The following is a 22,801-nucleotide window of genomic DNA, read 5'->3' as shown; positions in this document are numbered from 1 at the left end:
GCAGAGAGCGAGCCCCGCCATGCCCAGAACCGGACGACCGACCCTCACAGCCGCCCTCCTCGCGGCGATATCCGTACTCGCCGCCGCCTGTACGGGCCAGAGCGGATCCGCCGCCGCGGACGACCCGAAGGCGGAGGTCACCCTCGACTTCTGGCACGGCTGGTCCGCGCCGGGCGAGGTGAAGGCCATCGAGGACAACATCGCCCGCTTCCGGCGGGCGCACCCCAACATCAAGGTCCAGGTCACCGGCAACATGACCGACGACAAGATCAACCAGGCGTTGCGCGCGGGCGGGGACAAGGCCCCCGACGTGGTCTCCTCCTTCACCACCGACAGCGTCGGCAAGTTCTGCAACTCCGGCGCCTTCGCGGACCTGAACCCCTTCCTCGCCAAGTCCGGCGTCGACAAGACGAAGGTCTTCCCCAAGCCCCTGCTGGAGTACACCCGGTTCAACGACAACCAGTGCACGCTGCCGCTGCTGAACGACGCGTACGGCCTCGTCTACAACAAGACCGCCTTCGCCGCCGCCGGGATCACCGAACCCCCCAAGACCTGGAGCGAGTTCGTCGAGGTCGCGCAGAAGCTGACGGTGCCCCGCGGGGACGGCTACGAACGGCTCGGCGTCATGCCGACCTTCCACGGCTACGAGACCACACCCATGCGGCTGGCCGCGCAGTGGAGTCCGAGCTACTTCGACGCGCGGGGCAAGTCGAACCTGGCCAAGGACCCGGGCTTCGCGCGGATGCTGACCGCGCAGAAGGACCTGGTCGCCACGTTGGGCGGCCACGAGAAGCTGGAACGCTTCCGCAGCACCTTCGGTGACGAGTGGAGCGCCGAGCACCCCTTCCACCGGGGACAGGTCGCCATGCAGATCGACGGCGAGTGGCGCCCCGCGATGGCCAAGGAGGCCGGGGTGGAGTTCGAGATCGGGACGGCGCCGCTGCCCGTCCCGGACGACCGCCTCGCGGAGTACGGCAAGGGCTACGTCTCCGGCACGGTCATGGGCATCTCCGCGGCGAGCAGGAAGCAGAACGCCGCCTGGGAACTGGTGAAGTACATGACCACCGACACCGACGCGGTGGTGGACTTCGCCAACGCCATCCACAACGTGCCCTCCACGCTGGCAGCACTGGAGTCCCCGCGCCTCCAGGTGACCCCGGAGCTGCGGACCTTCATCGACATCGCCCGGCACCCCGCGTCCGGCACCACGCCGGCCCAGGCCGACGGCGGCACCTACCAACTGACCTTCCAGGAGTTCGCGTACCGGGTCGAGAAGGGCGACGTGCCCGACATCGCGGCCGGTCTCGCCGAGACCGACCGGCAGATCGACACCGACATCGCGAAGGCCAAGTAGCCCCGATGACCACGCACACCTTGCGGGCGAAGCGCCGCGGGGCGAGGCTGCGCACCGCGGCCTTCATGTCGCCCTGGCTGATCGGGTTCGCGGTGTTCTTCGCCTACCCGCTGCTGTCCACCGTGTACTTCTCCTTCACCCGGTACGACGGCTTCCGTCCGCCCGTCTTCAACGGCCTGGACAACTGGACGTACGTGTTCTCGGACTATCCGCTGTTCTGGCCGGCGATGCGCAACACGCTCTGGCTGGTCGTGGTGATGGTGAGCTGCCGGGTCGTCTTCGGCCTCGGCGTCGGCCTGCTCATCACGCGGATCAAGACAGGCGCCGGGATCTTCCGCACCCTGTTCTACCTGCCCTACCTGGCCCCGCCGGTGGCCGCGACCCTGGCCTTCGTCTTCCTGCTCAACCCGGGGACCGGGCCGGCCAACGTACTGCTGGACGCGGTGGGGCTGCCCACGCCCGGCTGGTTCACCGACGCCGACTGGTCCAAGCCGGCGCTGACCGTGCTCGCCGTGTGGGGGGTGGGCGACCTGATGGTGATCTTCATGGCCGCGCTGCTCGACGTACCGAGGGAGCAGTACGAGGCCGCCGAGCTGGACGGGGCCGGGGCCTGGGCCCGGTTCCGGCACATCACCCTGCCGAACATCTCCCCGATCATCCTGTTCGCGGTGGTCACCGGGGTCATCCAGGCCATGCAGTACTACACCCAGCCGCTGGTGGCGGGGAAGGTCGCGGCGGGCGTCATCGGCGGCTCGGGGCAGCAGTTCGAGCCCGGCTACCCCGACCGGTCCACCCTGACGCTGCCGCAGGTCGTCTACAACGTGGGCTTCCAGCGCTTCGACTACGGCAGCGCGTCCGTGGTCGCGCTGGTCCTCTTCGCCCTCTCCATGGCCTTCACCGCGCTCCTGATGCGCCGCCGTGGCGGACTGATCGGATCCGGTGACTGACATGGCCGACACGATCGTGCTTCCCCGGGGCCGCAAGGCGCTGCTGCACTGGGTCGCGGTGCACTCCCTGGGGGTGGCCGCCGCCCTGTTCTTCGTCCTCCCGTTCGTCTTCCTCTTCCTCACCTCGCTGATGGGCGACCAGCAGGCGCTGACGCGCGACCTGTGGCCGCGCACCTGGGAGTGGGACAACTACGTCCAGGTCTGGAACACCCCCGGTTTCCTGACCTGGTGGCGCAACACGCTGCTGTACGCCGGACTCGGCACACTGCTGACCGTGCTGTCCTCGGTGCCCGTCGCCTACGCGCTCGCCAAGTTCCGCTTTCGCGGCCGGCGGCTGTCGCTGCTGCTGGTGATCGCCATGATGATGCTGCCGCCACAGGTGGTGGTCATCCCGATGTACCTCTTCTGGGCGAAGCAGCTGGACCTCTCCGGCACCCTGTGGCCGCTGATCGTCCCGATGGCGTTCGGCGACGCCTTCTCGATCTTCCTGCTGCGACAGTTCCTGCTGACCATCCCCGACGAGTACCTCGACGCGGCCCGCGTCGACGGCTGCGGCGAGGTGCGGACGCTGCTCCGCGTGGTCCTGCCGATGGCCAAGCCGGGCATCGCGGCCGTCGCCCTGTTCCAGTTCTTCGCCGCCTGGAACGACTACTTCGGCCCCCAGATCTACGCCTCCGACAACCCGGCCGCCTGGACGCTCAGTTACGGCCTGGAGTCCTTCAAGGGCGCGCACCACACCAACTGGAACCTGACCATGGCCGCGACCGTACTGGTCATGGCCCCGGTGATCGTCCTCTTCTTCTTCGCCCAGAAGGCGTTCGTCGAGGGAGTCACCCTGACCGGAGTGAAGGGCTAGACAATGAAACTCGCAGTGGTGGGCGGCGGTTCCACCTACACCCCCGAGCTGATCGACGGCTTCGCGCGGCTGCGCGACACCCTGCCCGTCGGCGAACTGGTCCTGATCGACCCGGCGACCGAGCGGCTGGAGCTGATCGGCGCCCTCGCCCGGCGGATCTTCGCCCGCCAGGGCCACCCGGGACTGATCACCACCACCTCGGACCTGGACGCGGGCGTGGCCGACGCCGACGCGGTGCTGATCCAACTGCGGATCGGCGGCCAGGCCGCCCGCCTCCAGGACGAGACCTGGCCGCTGGAGTGCGGCTGCGTCGGCCAGGAGACGACCGGCGCGGGCGGGCTCGCCAAGGCGTTGCGCACGGTCCCGGTGGTCCTCGACATCGCCGACCGGGTGCGGCGCGCCAACCCGGACGCCTGGATCATCGACTTCACCAACCCGGTCGGGATCGTCACCCGCGCCCTGTTGAAGGCCGGGCACAAGGCGGTCGGACTGTGCAACGTCGCCATCGGCTTCCAGCGGAAGTTCGCGGCCCTGCTGGACGTGACCCCCGCCGAGATCCACCTCGACCACGTCGGGCTCAACCACCTGACCTGGGAGACCGCCGTACGCCTCGGCGGCCCGGGAGGCACGGACGTGCTGCCGGGGCTGCTCGCCGAACACGGTGACGCGGTCGCCGCCGACCTGCGCCTGCCGCGCGCGGTGCTGGACCGGCTCGGCGTGGTCCCCTCCTACTACCTGCGCTACTTCTACGCCCACGACGAGGTGGTCCGAGAGCTCGGCGCGAAGCCCTCGCGGGCCGCCGAGGTCGCCGCGATGGAGAGGGAACTGCTGGCGCTGTACGGGGACCCGGCGCTGGACGAGAAGCCGGCGCTGCTGGCCAAGCGGGGCGGGGCCTTCTACTCGGAGGCGGCCGTGGACCTGGCGGCGGCGCTGCTGGGCGGCGGCGGCCCGTCCGTGCAGGTGGTCAACACCCTCAACAACGGGACCCTGCCGTTCCTCGCGGACGACGCGGTCATCGAGGTGCAGGCCCGCGTGGACGGTTCGGGCCCGGCGCCGCTGTCCGTGGCGCGCCCGGACCCGCTGTACGCCGGGTTGATCTCGCACGTCACGGCGTACGAGGACCTCGCGCTGGACGCGGCCCTGCGCGGCGGGCGCGAGCGGGTCTTCCGGGCGCTGCTCGCGCACCCGCTGGTCGGACAGTTCGACCTCGCCGAAGGGCTGACCGACCGGCTGCTCGCGCACAACAAGGAGCACCTGCCATGGGCGTGAGCCGGCCCGGCCCGGTGGCGGTGCTGGCCGTCGACGCGGGCAACAGCAAGACCGACGTGGCGCTGATCGGCGCGGACGGCACGGTCCTCGGCACCGGCCGGTCGGGGGGCTTCCAACCGCCCCGGGTCGGGATCGAACCGGCCGTCGACGTGCTCGGCCGGGCCGTCGCGGAGGCGGCCGAGGCCGCCGGACTGCCCCGGCTGCGGCCGGGCGCCCCGTACGCCGCGCAGGTCTCGGCCTGTCTGGCCAACGCCGACCTGCCGGTCGAGGAACGCCGGCTGGCGGACGCGGTCAGCGCGCGCGGCTGGGGCGCGGCGACCGAGGTGCGCAACGACACCTTCGCCATACTGCGGGCCGGGCTCCCGGACACCGGGCCGCCGCGCGGGGTGGCGGTCGTGTGCGGGGCCGGCGTCAACTGCGTGGGGATGCTGCCCGACGGGCGCACCGCGCGGTTCCCGGCGGTCGGCCGGATCTCGGGCGACTGGGGCGGCGGGGCCGGTCTCGCCGAGGAGGCCCTGTGGTGGGCGGCACGGGCCGAGGACGGCCGGGGCGGTCCGACGGAGCTGGCGAGGGCGCTGCCCGGGCACTTCGGGCTGGGCTCCATGTACGAGTTGATCGAGGCCCTGCACCTGGGCGCGGCGCCCCAGCGGCGGACGCACGAACTGGTGCCGGTGCTGTTCGCGGTGGCCGCCGCGGGCGACCCGGTGGCGTCGGCGATCGTGGACCGGCAGGCCGACGAGGTGGTGGCGATGGCCTCGGTGGCGCTCCGACGCCTGGACCTGCTGGGCGAGGAGGCGCCCGTCGTACTGGGCGGCAGTGTGCTCGCGGCCGGGCATCCGCGGTTGAACGGCCGGATCCGGGCGGGGCTCGCCGAACGGGCTCCGCTGGCCCGGATGTCGGTGATCGTGGCCCCGCCGGTGCTGGGGGCGGGGCTGCTGGGGCTGGACGCGCTGGACGCGACTGCCGGGGCCCGTGAAAAACTCCGTGCCCATTTCGGGTGAACCCGCCCCGGGGGGCGCCCCGTCTGGAACCGTGGCGGTCGTGTGGACGTATAGACGGTGAAGGGGTGGCGGGAGCGACGCGGTGGGGGCCCGGCGACGGCCCCGGGGGTGCGCTTGGGACGTATCACCCAAGAGCCGCCACCGGGTGCTGTGGTTGACCGCCACTACGTCCATACTGCTGCGACGGGGGTACCTTCCAGCGGTGGCTGGGGGGATTCAGGACCAAGGGGGAGGTCACGGTGGCCATCACATCACGCGCGCCCGCGCCCGGCGGCGGTGTCTCCGCACCGCCCGCCGGGCCGCCCGCGGGAGCGCCCGAACCGCCCGGGCGGGGGACCGCTTGGGCCGAGGGCGTGGACCGGCTGCGTGAGGCGGCGACCACCGAACCGGGCCGGCTTCGGATCATCGGGGCCGTGCTGGCCGCGCTGGTCGTGCTGTTCGGCGCGGTCACCGTCTGGGAGATCTCCGGCCGGGCCACCGCCGCCGACGACGTGGTGGGCCACAGCCAGCCGCTGAGCGCGGACGCGGCGAACATCTACCGCTCGCTCGCGGACGCGGACACGGCCTCCTCCAGCGGGTTCCTCGCGGGCGCCCAGGAACCGCGCGAGGTCCGACAGAGATACGAGAAGGACATCGCCAACGCCTCCCGGCTGCTGGTGGGCGCGGCGGCCAACACCGGGGCCGGCGGCGAGTCCCGCAAGGAGATCGCGCTCCTCGGCGAGGAACTGCCCCGCTACACCGGGCTGATCGAGCAGGCCCGGGCCACGAACCGGCAGGGCCTGCCGCTCGGCGGCGCCTACCTGCGGTACGCCAACGAGCGCATGAGCACCGTGCTGTTGCCGGCGGCCCAGCGGCTGTACGAGGCGGAGACCGGGCGCCTCTACACGGACTACGACGACGCCCGCTCCTGGCCGTTCGCCTCGATCGGCGCGGGTCTGCTCGGCATCGGCGCCCTGGTGTGGGCGCAGCGACGCAACTACCGCCGGACCAACCGGGTCTTCAACCACGGCCTCGTCGCGGCGACGACCGCGTCGGCGGTCGTGCTCCTGTGGCTCGTCGTGGGGCACTCGGTCGCGCGAGCGGGGCTGAGCGAGGCCCGGTCGGACGGGCAGGAGTCCCTGAAGGTGCTCAACGACGCGCGGATCGCCTCCCTCCAGGCCCGGGCCAACGAGAACCTGACGCTGGTCGCGCGGGGCGCGGTACTGGCCGAGGACAAGAAGTCCGACAAGTACGACGTGGACTACACGAAGAACATGAAGGAGCTGGACGCCGGCCTGTCGGCGGCGCTGCGGCTCGCCGACGACGGCAACGGCAAGCAGCCGCTCGCCAAGGCCGTCGACGGTGTGACGCAGTGGAAGCAGCGGCACGCGTCGGCCCGCGAGAGCGACATGCGGGGCGACTACGACCTCGCGCTGGTCCAGGTGGTCGGCGACAAGGACCACAAGGACAGCAGCGGGGCCTCCTTCGACACCGTGGACGCCTCCTTGGAGCAGGCCGTGGTCCACGAGCAGAAGGAATTCACTCGGGCGGCCCGGGGCGGACTCGGGGCGCTGGGCGGGCTGACGACGGGAGCGGCGGCCCTGGCGGTCGTCGGCGCGGCGGCGGCACTGCTCGGCATCGGTCGCAGGCTTTCGGAGTACAGGTGAGATCGATGCGGATACGAGCGGGGCTCGAAGCGGCCGGCGGCGCCGGCGCGGACGGCCGGACCGGCGCGGACGGCGCCCGCGGGACGACCGGACTCCGGCGGGTGACACGCCGCCTGCGCGGCTGGGGCGGGGTGAGCGCGATGGCCGCCGCCTGCGCGGTGACGGCCGTCGCCGTGCTGCTGCCGCTGGCCCACGCCACGCCGGACACCGGCGGTTCCGGCCCGGCGCGCCCGCCCGCCACGATGGCGGTGGCTCCGGCGAGCCCGACCGACACCTGCCAGGACCCGGAGGCCAGCCTGCGCCCGTCCGGGGTCGACGGCCCGACCATCGAGCGGATCCGTCAGGCGGGCAAGCTCGTCGCGGGCGTGGACCAGAACAGCTTCAAGTGGGGCTACCGCAATCCGGACGGCCATCTCGACGGCTTCGACATCGCGCTGGTGAAGGCCATCGCCAAGGACATCCTGGGCGACGAGAACGCGGTGATCTACCGGGCCATCCCCACCAGCCAGCGCGTGCCGGCGCTCCAGGAGAACCGTGTCGACGTCGTCGTGCGGACCATGACGATCAACTGCAAGCGGCTGGAGGACGTCGCCTTCTCCACGGCGTACTTCGAGGCCGGCCAGCAGGTGCTGGCCCCCAAGGGTTCGCCGATCACCGGGTACGACACCTCCTTGGACGGCCGCCGGATCTGCACGGCGGCCGGTTCCACCGCCGAGGCCGCGCTCAAGTCCCGGTCGTACGGGTCGCGGTCGGTCTCCGTGTCCAATCAGCTGGACTGCCTGGTGCGCCTGCAACTCGGCGAGGTGGACGGCATCATCACGGACAACGCGCTCGCCGCCGGCCAGGCCGCGCAGGACCCGTCGGTGCAACTGGTCGGCTCCCCGTTCACCCGGGAGTTCTACGGCGTCGCCATGAACAAGGACGCCTCCGACCTGGTGCGTCGGGTCAACAAGGTGTTGGAGGACTACCGCGCGGGCGGCGACGGCAGCCCCTGGATGCAGTCCTACCGCAAGCACCTGGAGGCCGTCCTGCCCAAGGTGACCGCCCCGCCCGCACCCAAGTACCGGGACGGCTGAGGCCCGTGACGGAGGCAGAGCCTTACATGAGCGGCGTGGTCGGGCCGGGTCGTCCGCAGGAGCGTCCGGCGGTCATGGACGGGGACGACGTGGACCGTGCGCTGAGCCGCCTCGCCGCGGAGCACGAGGCGGTCGAGACCTCCCTGCTCGCCCTCCAGGACCACTCCGGGCGGCGGCTGCTGGAGGGTGCCGCGCTCACCGGGGTGACGAAGGAACGCTGGACCGCCGCCGACGAGGCGATCACCCGGCTGTGGACGCTCTTCGACGCCTACAGCGGGGCGCTGCGCGCCGCCCGGGAGATCCGCGAACGGCGTCGCCGGCCGAGCCGCGAGGACCTGATCGAGCTGACGGAGCGGCTGCGCGGACCGGGTGTGCTGATCGCCGGCGCCGGGCGGGAGGGCGCCGCGCTCGCCGAGCGGCTCTCGCTGGCGGAGCTGGTGGCCCGGATGAACGAGCTGTACGCGGGCTCGCTGGACGTGGTGGTCGCCGCCGACGCGGTCTGGTCGGCGCTGCCCGCGCGGATCGACCTGCTCTCCGCCGAGCTGCACCGGACGCGCTCCCTGGCGCGCTCGGTGGGCATCCGGCCGGGCGAGCACCCTTCGGGGGACGATCTGGAGGAGATCACCGCCGAGCTGACGGAGCTGCGCGCGCGGGTGATCGCCGATCCGCTGGCCTTCTGGTCGGCGACCGCGGGGAGTTCCGCGCCGGGCGGCGGCCGTCCGGACACCGGGCGCTACGACCGGGCCGCGCGCGCCCTGGACGACGTGCGCCGGGAGATCGAGGCGGTCCTCGACGTGCGGCAGGACTCCGAGCAGCGGCTGATCAACCTGCGGGACGTGCTCTCGCGGGCCGACCGGACGCTGGCCGAGGCGCGGACGGCGCGCGGCGAGGTGTTGGCGAAGATCGCGGCGTCGGAGGTGCCCGCGGTCAGCGGGCCGCCGACCGCCCTGCAGGAGCAGTTGGCCGCGGCGGCCGAGTACCGGCGGCAGTCGCAGTGGCACCGGTTGTCGCCCCTGTTGGAGTCGCTGGAGGTGCGGGCCGACGAGGAGCTGCGCAGGGCCCGTGAATCGTTGACCGCCGTGACGGCCCCGCTCGCGGTGCGGGCGGAGCTGCGCGGCCGGCTGGACGCGTACAGGGCGAAGGTGGCCCGGCTCGGCATGGCGGAGGATCCGCTGCTCATCGAGCGGTACGACACGGCCCGGCGGATGTTGTGGAGCGCTCCCTGCGATCTGCGGGCCGCCGAGGAGGCCGTGCTGCGCTACCAGTGGGCGGCGGCCGAGTCGTCGGCCCCACCGCCTCCTCGGGACGCACCCGCCCCGTCGGGCACGGCGCCCGCGGACCCGCCCGTTGAACACCGGCCCCACCGGCCGGGGAAGGATGACGCATGAGCCCGAGCGGAACGGCGTGCGTTCGCCCCGGCTGCCCGGGGACGTACGAGGACATGGGTGGCGGCGAGCTGTACTGCGACACCTGCGGGTTGGCGCCGATCGGTTCCGTCGCGGCGGGCGCGGAGGAGCTGCTCTCGCCGCCGACGGGGATGACGAGCGCGGCGCGCCACGGTGACTCCCGGGGGTCCGCAGGCTCCCGGGGCTCGGAGCGTTCGGGGTCCTCGACCTCCGCGCGCTCCTCCCGGTCCTCGCGGTCCTCGTCCTCGCGGCGCTCGGTGTCCGGGCGGCTGTCGCGGTCCCTGTCGGGGGCGGCCTCCACCCGCTCGGTGTCGGTGCGCAGTTCGGGTTCGGCGCCCTCGGTGTCGGGGCGCGGCCGGCTCGGTGCCGGGCTGGTGAACGTACCGGAGGTGCCCCGTCCGGATCCCTCGGCCGCGGTGCTGGAGAACCCTGAGGTGCCGGAGCGCAAGCGGTTCTGCTCCCGCTCGGACTGCGGGGCCCCGGTGGGCCGGGCGCGCGGCGAGCGGCCCGGCCGGACGGAGGGGTTCTGCACCAAGTGCGGGCACCCGTACTCCTTCGTGCCCAAGCTGCGCGCCGGCGACGTGGTGCGCGGCCAGTACGAGGTCGCGGGCTGCCTGGCGCACGGCGGGCTCGGCTGGGTGTACCTGGCCGTGGACCGGGCGGTGTCGGACCGCTGGGTCGTCCTGAAGGGCCTGCTGGACACCGGGGACCAGGACGCGATGGAGGCGGCGATCTCCGAGCGGCGCTTCCTCGCGGAGATCGAGCACTCCAACATCGTGCGGATCTACAACTTCGTGGAACACCTGGACCAGCGGACGGGTTCGCTGGACGGGTACATCGTCATGGAGTACGTGGGCGGCAAGTCGCTGAAGGAGATCGCCAACGAGCGCCGCCGGCCGGACGGCCGGCGCGATCCGCTGCCGGTGGAACAGGCCTGCGCGTACGGGATCGAGGCGCTGGAGGCGCTCGGGCACCTGCACAGCAGGAACCTGCTGTACTGCGATTTCAAGGTCGACAACGCGATCCAGCAGCAGGACCAGTTGAAGCTCATCGACATGGGCGCGGTCCGCCGGATGGACGACGAGGAGTCGGCCATCTACGGCACGGTGGGCTACCAGGCTCCGGAGGTCGCGGAGACGGGCCCGTCGGTGGCCTCCGACCTGTACACGGTGGCGCGCACGCTGGCCGTGCTGACCTTCGACTTCCAGGGCTACACGAACGTGTTCGTGGACTCCCTGCCCGATCCCGAGCACATCGAGGTCTTCGGGCGGTACGAGTCCTTCTACCGGCTGCTGGTGCGAGCCACCGACCCCGATCCCGGGCGGCGGTTCGCCTCCGCCCAGGAGATGGCGGACCAGCTGACCGGGGTGCTGCGCGAGGTCGTGGCGCTGCAGACGGGCAGGCCCCGGCCGCAGTTGTCCACCCTGTTCGGACCGGAACTGCACGTTCCGGACAACCGGTTGTATGCCGACGAGGCGGGGACGCAGGCGTCCCGGCTGGGGGCCCGCTCCACCGCGCCGACGGGCCGCCCGGGCCGATCCGGGCGAACCGGCCGATCCGGGCGCCGCGGGCGGACCGCGCCGGCGCCGGTCGCCGCCGCGCCGTTCGCGCCGTTGCCCGCGCCGGTGGGGCCGGCGCCGATGCCGGTGGGGCCGGTGCCCGTGACGCCCGCCCCGGTGGGAACGGGACCGGCGGGTGCCGTGTTCGCGGGAGCCGCGCCGGCCCCGTCGCCGGCGGCCCTGGGGACCACCGCCACGCACGTGTCGGCCGCTGCGCCCCTGCCCCGGCAGGCGGCCGTCCCGGCCGCGCCCGCACCGGGTCCGACCCTCCTGTCCGCGCCGGTGCCCCGGCAGGCCCACGGGCCGCGTCCCACCGGTACCGGCCTGGCGCCCCTGGACACCAGGAGCGCCGCGCTGGCCCTGCCGGTGCCGTTGGTGGACCCGGCCGACCCCAATGCCGGGTTCCTGACCGGGCTGCTCGCCTCGGCGCCCGCCGATCTGCTCGGCGCGCTGGGTGCGGCGCCGGCCGACTCGGCCGAGCTGCGGCTGCGCGAGCTGCGGGCCCGGCTCGAACTGGGCGAGTCGGCCGTGGCCGGGCAGGCCCTGGTCGAGCTGGAGGCGCGACATCCGGACGACTGGCGGGTGGTGTGGACGCGCGGCATCGCCTCGCTGGCCGGCGGGGACGACGAGACGGCCGCCCTGTCCTTCGACGCGATCTACGACGCCTTCCCGGGCGAGCCGGCGCCGAAGCTGGCCCTGGGACTGTGCGCGGAGGTCCTGGGCCAGCTGGACAACGCCGCCGAGTACTACCGGCTGGTGTGGATCACCGATCCCGGCTTCGTCAGCGCGGCCTTCGGACTGGCCCGCGTCCAGTTGGCCGCCGGCGACCGGGCCCGGGCCGTGCGCACCCTGGAATCCGTGCCGGAGGCGTCGATCCACTACACCGCCGCCCGGGTGGCGGCCGTACGGGCACGCCTGCGCGACCGCTCCCCTGAGGAGGCGCTGTTGCCCGACCTGACGGCGGCTGCCGCGCAGGTGGAGGCGTTGGCGCGGTTCGGGCTCGACGCGGAACGGCACGAACGGCTGTCGACGGAGGTTCTGGGCTCGGCCCTGGACTGGGTACTGTCGGGTAGCCGGGGTGCAGACCCCGGCCGGACCTCGCTGCTCGGCAGCCAACTGGACGAGCGGGGGCTGCGCTTCGGCTTGGAACGCTCGTACCGCGTCCTCGCTCGGCTGGCGCAGCGGGGCGAGGAGAGGATCGAACTGGTGGAGCGGGCAAACCGTTTCCGTCCCCGGACGTGGGTGTGATTGATGTCGATGCATCGGCCGTCGGGCTGCCCCAGCTGCGCTGAGCCCCTGGAAGAGGGGGACCGTTTCTGCGGCGTGTGCGGATACGCCCTCTCTTCCCCAACCGCGTCTGCGGATCCCGACCCGACCCTCCCGATCACCGCGCCCGAACCCGCGCCGCCGGGCGACCCCGGCGCGGACCGCGGCGGCGCCGGGCACCGGGCCGGCGGGCCCGCGCCGGGCTGGGGCAGCGCCGCGGGCGCCGCCCCGACCCTCGTCGGGGACCCGGGCGGCTGGACCGGCGCACCGGCGGAGTCGGCCCCGGCCGGCGCGTGGGGCCCGGGCGGGGCGTCGTACGGCTCGTCCCCGGAGCAGCAGCCTGCGTACGCCGCCGCGCAGGGCCCGTCGGACGGCCGGGGCGCGTCCTACGGCGCCGCCTCCACGCCCCCCGAAGGCACCCCGTGGGGAGCCGCCGAAGCGCCGTCCGGGCACCCGGAACCCCCGGCCGCTCCGCCCGGCCTTCCTGCCGGGCAGCCGTCCGGCCACCCGGACCCGGGCCCCGAGGCGCCGGCCGGCCCCGCCCCCCGGGGCTTCGGCGACGCCGGCGAGCGGTACGACCCGCCCGTCCCGGCGCCCATCGCTCCCGCGAGCCCCGCGCCTTGCGCGAGCCCCGCCGGCGGCGACGCCGGCAAGACCTGCGTGGCCTGCCGCGCCGGCCGGGTGGACACCGACGGGTACTGCGAGCACTGCGGCCACGCCCAGCCCCGCGAGCGCGACCACCTGGAGGAGGAGCTCGGCAGCGTCGCCGCCGTCAGCGACCGCGGGCTGCGCCACCACCGCAACGAGGACTCCTTCGCGGTGGCCGCGACGGCCCTTCCCGACGGTTCCGCGGCCACCGTGGCGATCGTCTGTGACGGCGTCTCGTCCGCCAGCCGCCCCGACGAGGCCTCGGCCGCCGCCGCCGGCGCCGCCAACGAGGCGCTGCTGGAGGCGCTCCCCCGGGGCGCGCACCCCCAGGAGGCCATGCACGAGGCGATCCTGGCGGCGGCGGCCGCCGTGAACGCCCTGGCCCCGGAGGCCCCCGGCGCTCAGAACGCCCCCGCCTGCACCCTGGTCGGCGCCGTCGTCAGCGGCGGTCTGCTCACCATCGGGTGGGTGGGCGACAGCCGCGCGTACTGGGTCCCCGACGACCGGGCCGCGCTCCCCCGCCGGCTCACCGAGGACGACTCCTGGGCGGCCCAGATGGTCGCGGCCGGCCTGATGGGCGAGGCCGAGGCGTACGCCGACGCCCGCGCCCACGCCATCACCGGCTGGCTCGGGGCCGACGCGTACGACCTCGAACCGCACACCGCGAGCTTCAAACCGGACCACCCGGGCGTGGTCGTGGTCTGCACCGACGGGCTGTGGAACTACGCCGAGTCCGCCCGGGAGTTGGCCCGGATCCTGCCGCAGGACGCGGCGGTCCGACCGCTGCACAGCGCGCAGGTCCTGGTGGGGCACGCCCTCGACGGGGGCGGCCACGACAATGTCACCGTGGCCGTCGTGCCGTTCGCGGCCCGGCCGGAGGAAACCCCGGCGGCACAACCGGAACCGCAAGCGGAAGCGGATCCGCGCACCCAGGCCTGATCTTCGACCGATCCTCCGAGGGAGTCCCATCGATGGCGAACTTCGCCAAGCCGAGCGCCCCGCGCTTCAGCGTGGAGGTGTACCAGAACGAGTTCCTCCCCGAGGGCGGCCGCGACGTCCACGCCATCGTCACGGTCACCTCCAGCGGCGGGGCCACCGCCACCAGGACCGCCGTCCCCGCGCCCGGCGGCGCCGCGGTGGTGATCATGGTGGACTGTTCCGGTTCCATGGAGTACCCGCCGGACAAGATGCGCGGTGCCCGCGAGGCCACGGCCGCCGCGATCGACACCCTGCGCGACGGCACGAGCTTCGCGGTGATCGCCGGTACGCACGTGGCCAGGGAGGTCTACCCCGGTCAGGGCCGGCTGGCCACGGCCGACGCGGTGACGCGCGCGCAGGCCAAGGAGTCCCTGCGCGGCCTCGGTTCCGGCGGGGGCACCGCCATCGGCACCTGGCTGCGGCTGGCCGACGGGCTGCTCCGGCAGTCGCGGGCCACGATCCGGCACGGCATCCTGCTCACCGACGGGCGCAACGAGCACGAGGAGCCGTCCGTGCTGCGCGCCACCCTCGAAGCCTGCGCGGGTCGTTTCACCTGCGACGCGCGCGGTGTGGGCACCGACTGGGAGGTCAAGGAGGTGACCGGCATCGCGAGCGCGCTGCTCGGCAGCGCCGACATCGTGGCCGATCCCGCGCACCTCACCGAGGACTTCACGCGCATGATGGAGAACGCCATGGGCAAGGAGGTCGCGGACGTCGCGCTGCGCCTGTGGACCCCCGTCGGCGTGGAGATCCAGTACGTGAAGCAGGTCGCGCCGACCGTCCGGGACCTCACCGACCGCCGTACCGAGGCCGGACCGCGCGCCGGCGACTACCCGACGGGTTCGTGGGGCGACGAGTCCCGCGAGTACCACGTGTGCGTCCGGGTTCCGGGGGCGGCCGTCGGCCAGGAGATGCTCGCGGCCCGCGCCACGCTGATCGTGCCGGACGTGGCGGGAGGCGCGCCGACCGTCCTCGCCCAGGGTCTGGTCCGGGCGGTGTGGACCGACGACCTCGTCGCCTCCACGGCGATCAGCCCGCAGGTGGCGCACTACACCGGGCAGGCGGAGCTGGCCCAGGCCATCCAACAAGGTTTGGAAGCACGCAAACTGGGTGATGTCGATGGTGCGACGGCCAAACTCGGACGCGCGGTACAACTGGCGAGCGTGTCCGGCAACGCCGACACTGCCAAACTGCTGGCGAAGGTGGTGGATGTCGTGGACGCGGCGGCAGGTACTGTGCGGCTGAAAGCGAAGGTCGCCGATGCCGACGAGATGACCCTTGAAACGCGTTCGACGCAGACCGTCCGAGTGAAGAAGACCTGAGAAGAGACCTGCCGCGATGACGCAGGGAGAAGGGGGAAGCGTAGCCATGCCGACCTGCCCGAACGGGCACCAGTCCGCCTCCGAGGACTGGTGCGAGGTCTGCGGCCACCGCATGGCTGCCGCGACGAGCGCCCCCGCGGCGCCTTCCTACGGCTACGGCTACCCTCCCACGGCCGGCGAGCCGACCGCGCAGGCCGAGCTGTGCCCGCAGTGCCGGACCCCGCGCGAGGCCATGGCCCCGTTCTGCGAGGAGTGCCGGTACAACTTCCTGACGCGCTCGGCGACTTCGTACACGCCGCTCGCGCCCGAGACGGGCCCGGCCGCGGGCACCGGGAGCGTGGGCACCCCGCCGCCCCCGCCGCCGCAGGCCCCGCCGACCTTCTCGCAGGACCACTTCGACTACCAGGGCTCGCGGCCGTCCCGGGTCAACCGGCCGGCCGAGCCGCTCCAGCGCGAGGACGACTGGCTGCTGCCGCCGCCCTCGCACGACCAGCAGTCACACGGGCAGCAGTCGCACGGGCAGTCGCAGCCGTCACACGGGCAGCCCTCGCACCGGCAGCAGCCCGTGCAGCAGCCCCTCCAGCAGGAGTACCAGCAGCCGCACTACCAGCAGCAGCCTCCGCCGCCGCAGCAGCAGGAGTACCAACAGCCTCCGCAATCACCGCAGTCGCAGGGGCAGCAGTCGCAGCAGGAGTACCAGCAGCATTCCCCACATCAGCAACAGCACGTCCCGCAGCACCAGGCCCCGCAGCACCACCAGCAACAGCAGCACTACGCGCCCCAAGGTCAGGGCCAGGGTCAGGTCCCGTCCCACGGCGGCGGCGCCTGGAGCGCGACGGTCGCCCCCGACCGCTCGTACTTCATGGCGATGATGCAGCGCAGCGGCCCCGAGGCGGCCGGGTTGAACCTGCCCGCGTACTCCCCCGAGCAGCACCTCGCGCTCTCCGGCGGTCAGATCACCATCGGCCGGCGGCGCGCCTCCTCGGGCGAGTCCCCGGACATCGACCTCTCGGTGCCCCCCGAGGACCCGGGCGTCTCCCACCAGCACGCGGTGCTCGTCCAGCAGCCCGACGGGAGCTGGGCGGTGGTGGACCAGAACTCCACCAACGGCACCACCATCAACGGCGGTGAGGAACCGATCCAGCCGTACGTCCCGATCCCCCTCGGTGACGGCGACCAGGTCCACGTCGGCGCCTGGACCACGATCACCGTCCGGCGCGGCTAGGGTCTGTCTTTCGGATCAGGCCCCGCGAGCCCGGCATGATCCGAAAGACAGACCCTAGACCGACTGCTCGCGCGCTCCGGCGTCCCCCAGCGGCCACACGTAAGGCCCCCGGGGGTCGTCGAGCCACGACCACTGTCCCTCCGACGTGAGCGTGACGCCGAACCGCTCGCGCGCCGGGCGGCCCTCGCGGCGCCACAGGTCCAGCGCCTCCCGGGGGTGCAGGGCGCCCTCGGTGAGGATCAGCAGGAACTGGAGGCGCTCGTTGTCCACCAGTTCGTACGGGAGCCCGTGCCGGGGCGGGGACGGGGCGTGCGGGGCCGCGCCCGCCCCGCGCAGCGGCACGAAGTACGCCGAGGTGTGCAGGAACCGGCCCTCCGCGAAGTCCGCGTCCCGCACGGTGAGCGCGATCAGCCCGGTCGACAGCGGCGCCAGGAGGCGGGCCCCCGGCCGGCACTGGGCGGGCCAGGCGTGCGGGATCAACGGCAGCGTGCAGGTCACCAGGATCCGGTCGAAGGGGGCGCGGGAGGGGCAGCCGCGCGCCCCGTCGCCGGTGACGACGGTCGGGTGCAGACCGAGCTGTGCCAGGTGGGTCCGCGCCGACTCGGTGATCTCCTCGTCCAGGTCCACCGTGGTGACCAGGTCCTCGCCGACCCGGTGGCAGAGCAGGGCCGCGTTGTAACCGGTGCCCGCGCCGATCTCCAGCACGTTGTTCCCGTCGCGGACGTCCAGCGCCTCCAGCATCCTCGCCATCAGGGAGGGCTGGCTGCTGGAGGAGACCAGCTCGCCGTCTCGCAGCCGGGTGGCGAGCGGGGTGTCCGTGTACACGCCGCGCAGCCAGCGGGCCCGCCGCTCCGGGTCCGGATCCTCGGCCCAGAGCCGCTCGTGTCCGGCTCCGCGTCCGGTCCAGAAGTACGGGACGAAGACGTGCCGCGGCACCGCCGCGAAGGCGGCCCGCCAGTCGGGGTCGTCCAGGGCCCCGGCCGCGATCAATTCCTTGACCTGGGCGGCGTGCGCGGTCTCGCGCAGGTCGCGTGCTTCGGCATCTGCGCCCATGTCTCCACTGTGCTGCCCGGCGGGGGTCAGTGCCAACGCTGGTCGGGCGTGTTCCCGCGCGCCGCGGCGTGGCGCGGGGGTCCCCGGCCGGCGGGGAGGGGTCCTAGGACCCCGGTCCTCGGTCCGGGCGTCTGAGACGATGGTCATGTGAATGACGATCCGCAGGGCACGGTCCAGGAGCAGACCTTCTACGAGCTGGTGGGCGGCGAGGCCACCTTCCGCCGCCTGGTCCACCGGTTCTACCAGGGTGTCGCGGAAGACCCGCTGCTGCGCCCGATGTACCCGGAGGAGGACCTGGGGCCGGCCGAGGAACGGTTCGCGCTCTTCCTCATGCAGTACTGGGGCGGCCCGAGCACCTACAGCGAGAACCGCGGCCATCCGCGCCTGCGGATGCGGCACGCCCCGTTCCAGGTGGACGCGGCCGCGCACGACGCGTGGCTGGGACACATGCGGGTCGCGGTGGACGAGCTGGGCCTGGCGCCGGAGCACGAGGCGCAGCTGTGGCGGTACCTGACGTACGCGGCCGCATCGATGATCAACACCGCGGGCTGAGGCGGGGGACGCACCCCGCCGGACGTCGGCGGGGGCGGCGCGGCAAGGGCGGTACGGCAAAGGCGGTGCGGCGGCGGTCCGGCGGCGAAGGGCGCCGGGCGGCGGAAGGCGGACCGGAACCGGGGGCGGTGTCGTCAGACGGGCCGGACCAGCAGGGCGCCGAGGCCACCGGTCCCACCGGGACGGCGCATGGCGACGGACCCGTACGGGGTGCGCAGCCGCAGCCACCCCCCGGACGCCAGCAGTGCCACCGGCGCGGGAGCCGCGGTCGGCCCGGCGGGCACGGAGGACCGGACCGGCCGCAGGAAGCCCAGGGACTGCGCGGCGTGCACGGCGCGCAGCGGAAGTTCGGTGTCCCCCAGCGTGCGGGACCAGATCTCGCGGCCGATGAGGTCGCGCTCGGACCGGGTCCGGTGCTGCGGGGGCAGGGCCTCGTCACGGGCCCGGAACTCGGCGATGGCGCCCGCCACGGCGGCCCGCATCGCCTCGGGGCCCGGCAGGCCCGCCACCGGCTCCCAGCCGCCGCGCGGAGGCAGTACCCCCGCCCAGGGCGGCCCGGTGACCGGGTCGGGCACGACGACGCTCGCGGCGCCCTCGTCCACCGCTTCCAGCAGCTCGCCGGCGGACACCGTCAGGTCCAGGGGGGTCCCCACGGGCGCGGCGAGGCGCACCGTGCGGACGGCCAGCACCTCGAAGGACGGCGGCCGCCCGAAGACGGCGAGCGCGCCGCCGCCCGCCGCCGCCTGCAGGCGGACCGCGGCGGCGCGGTCGTAGTGCACCAGCCGGCCCAGGAAGGCGGCGAGGTCCGCCGCCTCCCCGGAGTCGGCGCAGTGCAACCGGTCGTTCATGCCGCGAGGCGCCCTTCCGAACCCTTGGCGCCCTTGGCGTCGCGGGGCTCGTCCAGGTACTCCTCCAGGAAGCTCCGCTCCTCGGCCGTGATGCGGCGGGGCCGCCCCGCGGCGAGGTCGTACGGCACGACCACGGTCTCGGCGCGCACGTAGACCGTCTCCGGCGTGGAGTCGGTCGCCTCGTCCTTGACCTCGTAGCGGATGGTCAGGGACGCGGCGCCTATCCGGGTCACCCAGGACTCGATCAGCACCGGCTCGTGCCGGTGCACGAGGGGCAGCTTGTAGTCGATCTCGTGGCGGGCCACGACGGAACCGCCCGTGAAGGACTCACTGCCCTCCCCGGGCGCCAGGCGGAACATGAAGTCGATGCGCGCCTCCTCCAGGTAGCGGAGGAAGACGACGTTGTTGACGTGCCCGAAGGCATCCATGTCCGCCCAGCGGAGGGGGCACCTGTAGTGATGTCTGGCCATGGTCCTCGACCTCAGCCCCGGGTCAGCTTCTTGTAGGTGGCGCGGTGCGGACGCGTCGCGTCCGCGCCCAGACGCTCGACCTTGTTCTTCTCGTACGACTCGAAGTTGCCCTCGAACCAGTACCACTTGGAGTCACCCTCGTAGGCGAGGATGTGGGTCGCGACCCGGTCCAGGAACCAGCGGTCGTGGGAGATGACCACGGCCGCGCCCGGGAATTCGAGGAGCGCGTTCTCCAGCGAGGACAGGGTCTCGACGTCGAGGTCGTTGGTGGGCTCGTCGAGGAGCAGCAGGTTGCCGCCCTCCTTGAGCGTCAGCGCCAGGTTGAGGCGGTTGCGCTCACCACCGGACAGGACGCCCGCGGGCTTCTGCTGGTCCGGGCCCTTGAAGCCGAAGGCGCTGACGTACGCGCGCGAGGGCATCTCGACCTGGCCCACGTTGATGTAGTCCAGCTCGTCCGACACGACCGCCCAGAGGGTCTTCTTCGGGTCGATGTTGGCGCGGGACTGGTCGACGTAGCTGATCTTGACGGTGTCGCCGACCTTGATGGCGCCGGAGTCCGGCGTCTCCAGGCCCTGGATCATCTTGAACAGCGTGGTCTTGCCGGCGCCGTTGGGGCCGATGATGCCGACGATGCCGTTGCGGGGCAGCGTGAACGACAGGTCGTCGATGAGGACCTTGTCACCGAACGCCTTGGACAGGTTGTTGACCTCGACCACGATCGAGCCCAGACGCGGGCCCGGCGGGATCTGGATCTCCTCGAAGTCCAGCTTGCGCATCTTGTCCGCTTCGGCCGCCATCTCCTCGTAGCGGGCGAGGCGGGCCTTGGACTTGGTCTGGCGGCCCTTGGCGTTGGAGCGGACCCACTCCAGCTCTTCCTTGAGGCGCTTCTGACGCTTCTCGTCCTTGCGGCCCTCGACCTTGAGACGCGTGGCCTTCTTCTCCAGGTACGTGGAGTAGTTGCCCTCATAGGCGATGGCGCGGCCGCGGTCGAGCTCGAGGATCCACTCGGCGACGTTGTTCAGGAAGTACCGGTCGTGGGTCACGGCGATGACGCAACCCTTGTACTGCGAGAGGTGCTGCTCCAGCCAGTTCACCGACTCGGCGTCGAGGTGGTTGGTGGGCTCGTCGAGGAGGAGCAGGTCCGGGGCCTCGATCAGCAGCTTGCACAGCGCCACGCGGCGCTTCTCGCCACCGGAGAGGTTGGTGACGGGCCAGTCGCCGGGCGGGCAGCCCAGCGCGTCCATGGCCTGCTCCAGCTGGGCGTCGAGGTCCCAGGCGTTGGAGTGGTCCAGGTCTTCCTGGAGCTTGCCCATCTCGTCGAGGAGGGCGTCCGTGTAGTCGGTCGCCATCAGCTCGGCGACCTCGTTGAAGCGGTGCAGCTTCTTCATCGTGTCGGCGGCGCCGTCCTGGACGTTCTCCAGGACGGTCTTCGACTCGTCGAGCTTGGGCTCCTGCATCAGGATGCCGACGGTGAAGCCGGGCGAGAGGTACGCCTCGCCGTTGGACGGCTGCTCCAGGCCCGCCATGATCTTCAGGACGGTGGACTTGCCGGCGCCGTTCGGGCCGACCACACCGATCTTCGCGCCGGGCAGGAAGTTCAGGGTGACGTCATCAAGAATCACCTTGTCGCCGTGCGCCTTGCGCGTCTTGCGCATGGTGTAGATGAACTCAGCCAAGAGAAACCGTCCGGCAGATCGATGGGTGGGCAGATACACCCCATCTTGCCAGGCGTCCACACGTCGGGGGAAACGCGTATGGTCGGGGCCCCTGAGCTGCGCTCCCACGCCACGCGACACGCAGGGTCGTGGTCGTCACTGGTCGCCAGTGGCCGTCCCTGGGCCACCCCCGACGGCCCAGGGACGGCCCAGGAGCGTCCGAGAATGTCCGGGTTCACTCAGGTGGGACCCCTTCGGACACGCCTGATCGCAGTCACTCTTCCCCAAACGACCCGGAGCGGCCGGCCAACCGGCGGTAAGCGTGTTGCATCGCGAGGGACGAGTCGCTGATCGGCCCGGACAACTCGCCCGAGTTGACCGTTTCCAAAACGCGAGGGCATCTCCGCTGCACGGATGTGACAGTTCTCCCTGCCCTTGCACGAGAACACCACTACGCTCTGCGTTCATGCTGACACCCGAAGAGATCGAGGATCTACTCACCCAGCCAGAGGGGATAGAACTCGAATTTAAATCCGCCAGGGTCCCGCCCTCGAAATTGGGTCGAATCATATCCGCCTTCGCGAACACCCGCGGGGGTGTGATCATCGTGGGGGTTGGCGCCCCACGAATTGGCGAGAGCATCCCTGAGATGATCGGAGTGGAACCGGGACTATTTCAGCGCCTAGTGAATTACTCCTTGCTGCACCTGAAGCCGCACCCAGAAATCAGCGCCGATTGCGTGCCGATTCACGGAAAGTACCTTGGAGTAATCCGGGTCAAGGCCACCGAACAAGTCCCGATCCTTCACGAGGATCAGTTGATAGTGAGAACGGAAGAGGGCGCAAACGAAGTTGCCTCACGGCATGTAGAGCCACATCGACGAGGGGCGAAGTCAGCCTGGTACGCCCGGCGCGGCATATGGCCTGCCACCATCGCGGCCGCCTTGATCACAGAAACACTATTCATGGTGAGCACACTGCAAGGAAAGGAACCAGTCGACGTAATTCCAGGATCGCTAATCGTTGGCGTCAGCTGCCTATTCGCTTGGGCGGTAGCTCAAAACGCCCGCCCTCGAAACGAACCGAGCGGCGCCGATGGGACTCGTGATCGCGTCCGGCAAGCAGAAGAGACCCTCGAAGAAGGTCTCCGAACGCTGGACGCAAGCACCGCGGGCGAAGCTAGCACCGAACAGGCCCGCCTGGCACTTTCAGATCTCTGGTCCGTGACCCACAGACGACTTGACCACTACCACGGAATTGCACTTGGGCAAGCGGCGAAATCTTTTCGAAACGCCCAGATAGCCATGACTACTGGCTTCATTCTATTGGTTGGGTTCGCGGTCGCCGGAGTAATGGCTGACAGTACCGCAGGTGCCGTTGTCGCTGGCGCGCTTGGCACGGTTTCAGCAGCCCTTGCAGGATACGTGAGTCAGACCTTCGTCAAGTCTCAAGAGACCTCAGCTGGCCACCTCCGAGCCTACTTTGACCAGCCGCTCGAATTCTCTCGCTACCTGGCAGCTGAGCGATTGATGGCGGATTCAGGCCTTACGTCAGAACAGCGTGCACGAATCACGGAATCTCTCGTGCAAGCTATGATTACAGGACCCCCTCTCACCCCAAATGAAGCCCAAGATAATCCGAGTGCATGAGCGCGCACTCCAGGAATATATT

Annotated in this window: 18 protein-coding genes; 14 read left to right on the top strand and 4 right to left on the bottom strand. The window is 72.0% G+C overall.

The annotated features are described in order from the left end of the window. Positions 1–19: 19 nt before the first annotated feature. The 12 genes from ACIRO3_RS10040 (at position 20) to ACIRO3_RS09985 (ending at position 16,553) form a co-directional block, all read left to right on the top strand. Positions 20–1,354, top strand: a complete 1,335-nt coding sequence (locus tag ACIRO3_RS10040) for an ABC transporter substrate-binding protein (RefSeq protein WP_404134540.1) — start codon at positions 20–22, stop codon at positions 1,352–1,354. Between the two features lie 5 nt (positions 1,355–1,359). Next, positions 1,360–2,301 (top strand): sugar ABC transporter permease, encoded by a 942-nt coding sequence (locus ACIRO3_RS10035; RefSeq protein WP_365997822.1) that lies wholly within the window; start codon positions 1,360–1,362, stop codon positions 2,299–2,301. Between the two features lies 1 nt (position 2,302). Continuing rightward, positions 2,303–3,157 carry a carbohydrate ABC transporter permease gene (locus ACIRO3_RS10030; protein WP_366150531.1) on the top strand — a complete coding sequence of 285 codons (855 nt, stop codon included), beginning with the start codon at positions 2,303–2,305 and terminating at the stop codon, positions 3,155–3,157. Between the two features lie 3 nt (positions 3,158–3,160). Then, on the top strand, positions 3,161–4,426 hold the full coding sequence (locus tag ACIRO3_RS10025) for a 6-phospho-beta-glucosidase (RefSeq protein ID WP_404134536.1): 1,266 nt from the start codon (positions 3,161–3,163) through the stop codon (positions 4,424–4,426). Then, positions 4,417–5,427 (top strand): N-acetylglucosamine kinase, encoded by a 1,011-nt coding sequence (locus ACIRO3_RS10020; RefSeq protein ID WP_404134533.1) that lies wholly within the window; start codon positions 4,417–4,419, stop codon positions 5,425–5,427. Before ACIRO3_RS10025 ends, ACIRO3_RS10020 begins: the two co-directional genes overlap by 10 nt. A gap of 239 nt (positions 5,428–5,666) precedes the next feature. Beyond that, positions 5,667–7,073: a hypothetical protein gene (locus ACIRO3_RS10015; RefSeq protein WP_404134530.1), complete on the top strand. Its 1,407-nt coding sequence runs from the start codon at positions 5,667–5,669 to the stop codon at positions 7,071–7,073. A 5-nt stretch (positions 7,074–7,078) separates the two neighbouring features. Continuing rightward, a complete protein-coding gene (locus ACIRO3_RS10010) occupies positions 7,079–8,149 on the top strand; it encodes a glutamate ABC transporter substrate-binding protein (RefSeq protein WP_404134528.1) in 1,071 nt (356 codons plus the stop codon). A 74-nt stretch (positions 8,150–8,223) separates the two neighbouring features. Further along, positions 8,224–9,537, top strand: coding sequence for a hypothetical protein (locus ACIRO3_RS10005; protein WP_361786471.1), 1,314 nt, complete (start codon positions 8,224–8,226; stop codon positions 9,535–9,537). Then, on the top strand, positions 9,534–12,362 hold the full coding sequence (locus ACIRO3_RS10000; RefSeq protein WP_404134525.1) for a tetratricopeptide repeat protein: 2,829 nt from the start codon (positions 9,534–9,536) through the stop codon (positions 12,360–12,362). Before ACIRO3_RS10005 ends, ACIRO3_RS10000 begins: the two co-directional genes overlap by 4 nt. 3 nt (positions 12,363–12,365) lie before the next feature. Further along, on the top strand, positions 12,366–13,967 hold the full coding sequence (locus ACIRO3_RS09995; RefSeq protein WP_404134522.1) for a protein phosphatase 2C domain-containing protein: 1,602 nt from the start codon (positions 12,366–12,368) through the stop codon (positions 13,965–13,967). Between the two features lie 32 nt (positions 13,968–13,999). Continuing rightward, positions 14,000–15,328 carry a VWA domain-containing protein gene (locus tag ACIRO3_RS09990; protein ID WP_361786441.1) on the top strand — a complete coding sequence of 443 codons (1,329 nt, stop codon included), beginning with the start codon at positions 14,000–14,002 and terminating at the stop codon, positions 15,326–15,328. Between the two features lie 46 nt (positions 15,329–15,374). Beyond that, the gene (locus ACIRO3_RS09985; RefSeq protein WP_404134519.1) at positions 15,375–16,553 is read left to right on the top strand and encodes an FHA domain-containing protein; all 1,179 of its coding nucleotides are present in this window, start codon (positions 15,375–15,377) and stop codon (positions 16,551–16,553) included. 54 nt (positions 16,554–16,607) lie between these two features. On the opposite strand, the gene ACIRO3_RS09980 is transcribed toward ACIRO3_RS09985, so the two are convergent. After that, positions 16,608–17,606, bottom strand: coding sequence for a methyltransferase domain-containing protein (locus ACIRO3_RS09980; RefSeq protein ID WP_404134516.1), 999 nt, complete (start codon positions 17,604–17,606; stop codon positions 16,608–16,610). 147 nt (positions 17,607–17,753) lie between these two features. Between ACIRO3_RS09980 and ACIRO3_RS09975 the strand changes: the two genes are divergently transcribed. Next, positions 17,754–18,158: a globin gene (locus tag ACIRO3_RS09975; RefSeq protein WP_361786451.1), complete on the top strand. Its 405-nt coding sequence runs from the start codon at positions 17,754–17,756 to the stop codon at positions 18,156–18,158. A gap of 134 nt (positions 18,159–18,292) precedes the next feature. Here the strand turns inward: ACIRO3_RS09975 and ACIRO3_RS09970 are convergent, their stop codons facing one another. The 3 genes from ACIRO3_RS09970 to ettA are packed head-to-tail and all read right to left on the bottom strand — an operon-like array spanning position 18,293 to position 21,152. Next, positions 18,293–19,006: a hypothetical protein gene (locus ACIRO3_RS09970; RefSeq protein ID WP_404134513.1), complete on the bottom strand. Its 714-nt coding sequence runs from the start codon at positions 19,004–19,006 to the stop codon at positions 18,293–18,295. Further along, complete coding sequence (locus ACIRO3_RS09965) at positions 19,003–19,476, bottom strand: thioesterase family protein (RefSeq protein ID WP_361786457.1); 474 nt, start codon at positions 19,474–19,476, stop codon at positions 19,003–19,005. The genes ACIRO3_RS09970 and ACIRO3_RS09965 overlap by 4 nt, the downstream gene beginning before the upstream one ends. A gap of 11 nt (positions 19,477–19,487) precedes the next feature. Further along, positions 19,488–21,152, bottom strand: a complete 1,665-nt coding sequence (gene ettA / locus ACIRO3_RS09960; protein WP_361786460.1) for an energy-dependent translational throttle protein EttA — start codon at positions 21,150–21,152, stop codon at positions 19,488–19,490. Between the two features lie 445 nt (positions 21,153–21,597). Between ettA and ACIRO3_RS09955 the strand changes: the two genes are divergently transcribed. Then, complete coding sequence (locus ACIRO3_RS09955) at positions 21,598–22,779, top strand: RNA-binding domain-containing protein (RefSeq protein ID WP_404134510.1); 1,182 nt, start codon at positions 21,598–21,600, stop codon at positions 22,777–22,779. Positions 22,780–22,801: the final 22 nt, after the last annotated feature.

The organism is Streptomyces sp. NPDC102278, assembly GCF_044766345.1.
Classification (GTDB): domain Bacteria; phylum Actinomycetota; class Actinomycetes; order Streptomycetales; family Streptomycetaceae; genus Streptomyces.
The sequence above is the reverse complement of the archived record's forward strand: the minus strand, read 5'-3'. Positions and strand labels throughout refer to the sequence as shown.

Bases quoted from the DNA above. Each gene is read 5' to 3' on its own strand.
- ACIRO3_RS10040 (WP_404134540.1), top strand. From the start codon at position 20: ATGCCCAGAACCGGACGACCGACCCTCACAGCCGCCCTCCTCGCGGCG.
- ACIRO3_RS09965 (WP_361786457.1), bottom strand. From the start codon at position 19,476: ATGGCCAGACATCACTACAGGTGCCCCCTCCGCTGGGCGGACATGGAT.
- ACIRO3_RS09985 (WP_404134519.1), top strand. From the start codon at position 15,375: ATGCCGACCTGCCCGAACGGGCACCAGTCCGCCTCCGAGGACTGGTGC.
- ACIRO3_RS09955 (WP_404134510.1), top strand. From the start codon at position 21,598: ATGCTGACACCCGAAGAGATCGAGGATCTACTCACCCAGCCAGAGGGG.
- ACIRO3_RS09995 (WP_404134522.1), top strand. From the start codon at position 12,366: ATGTCGATGCATCGGCCGTCGGGCTGCCCCAGCTGCGCTGAGCCCCTG.
- ACIRO3_RS10000 (WP_404134525.1), top strand. From the start codon at position 9,534: ATGAGCCCGAGCGGAACGGCGTGCGTTCGCCCCGGCTGCCCGGGGACG.
- ACIRO3_RS09990 (WP_361786441.1), top strand. From the start codon at position 14,000: ATGGCGAACTTCGCCAAGCCGAGCGCCCCGCGCTTCAGCGTGGAGGTG.
- ACIRO3_RS10020 (WP_404134533.1), top strand. From the start codon at position 4,417: ATGGGCGTGAGCCGGCCCGGCCCGGTGGCGGTGCTGGCCGTCGACGCG.
- ACIRO3_RS09970 (WP_404134513.1), bottom strand. From the start codon at position 19,006: ATGAACGACCGGTTGCACTGCGCCGACTCCGGGGAGGCGGCGGACCTC.
- ACIRO3_RS10035 (WP_365997822.1), top strand. From the start codon at position 1,360: ATGACCACGCACACCTTGCGGGCGAAGCGCCGCGGGGCGAGGCTGCGC.
- ACIRO3_RS10030 (WP_366150531.1), top strand. From the start codon at position 2,303: ATGGCCGACACGATCGTGCTTCCCCGGGGCCGCAAGGCGCTGCTGCAC.
- ACIRO3_RS10010 (WP_404134528.1), top strand. From the start codon at position 7,079: ATGCGGATACGAGCGGGGCTCGAAGCGGCCGGCGGCGCCGGCGCGGAC.
- ACIRO3_RS10025 (WP_404134536.1), top strand. From the start codon at position 3,161: ATGAAACTCGCAGTGGTGGGCGGCGGTTCCACCTACACCCCCGAGCTG.
- ACIRO3_RS10005 (WP_361786471.1), top strand. From the start codon at position 8,224: ATGGACGGGGACGACGTGGACCGTGCGCTGAGCCGCCTCGCCGCGGAG.
- ACIRO3_RS09980 (WP_404134516.1), bottom strand. From the start codon at position 17,606: ATGGGCGCAGATGCCGAAGCACGCGACCTGCGCGAGACCGCGCACGCC.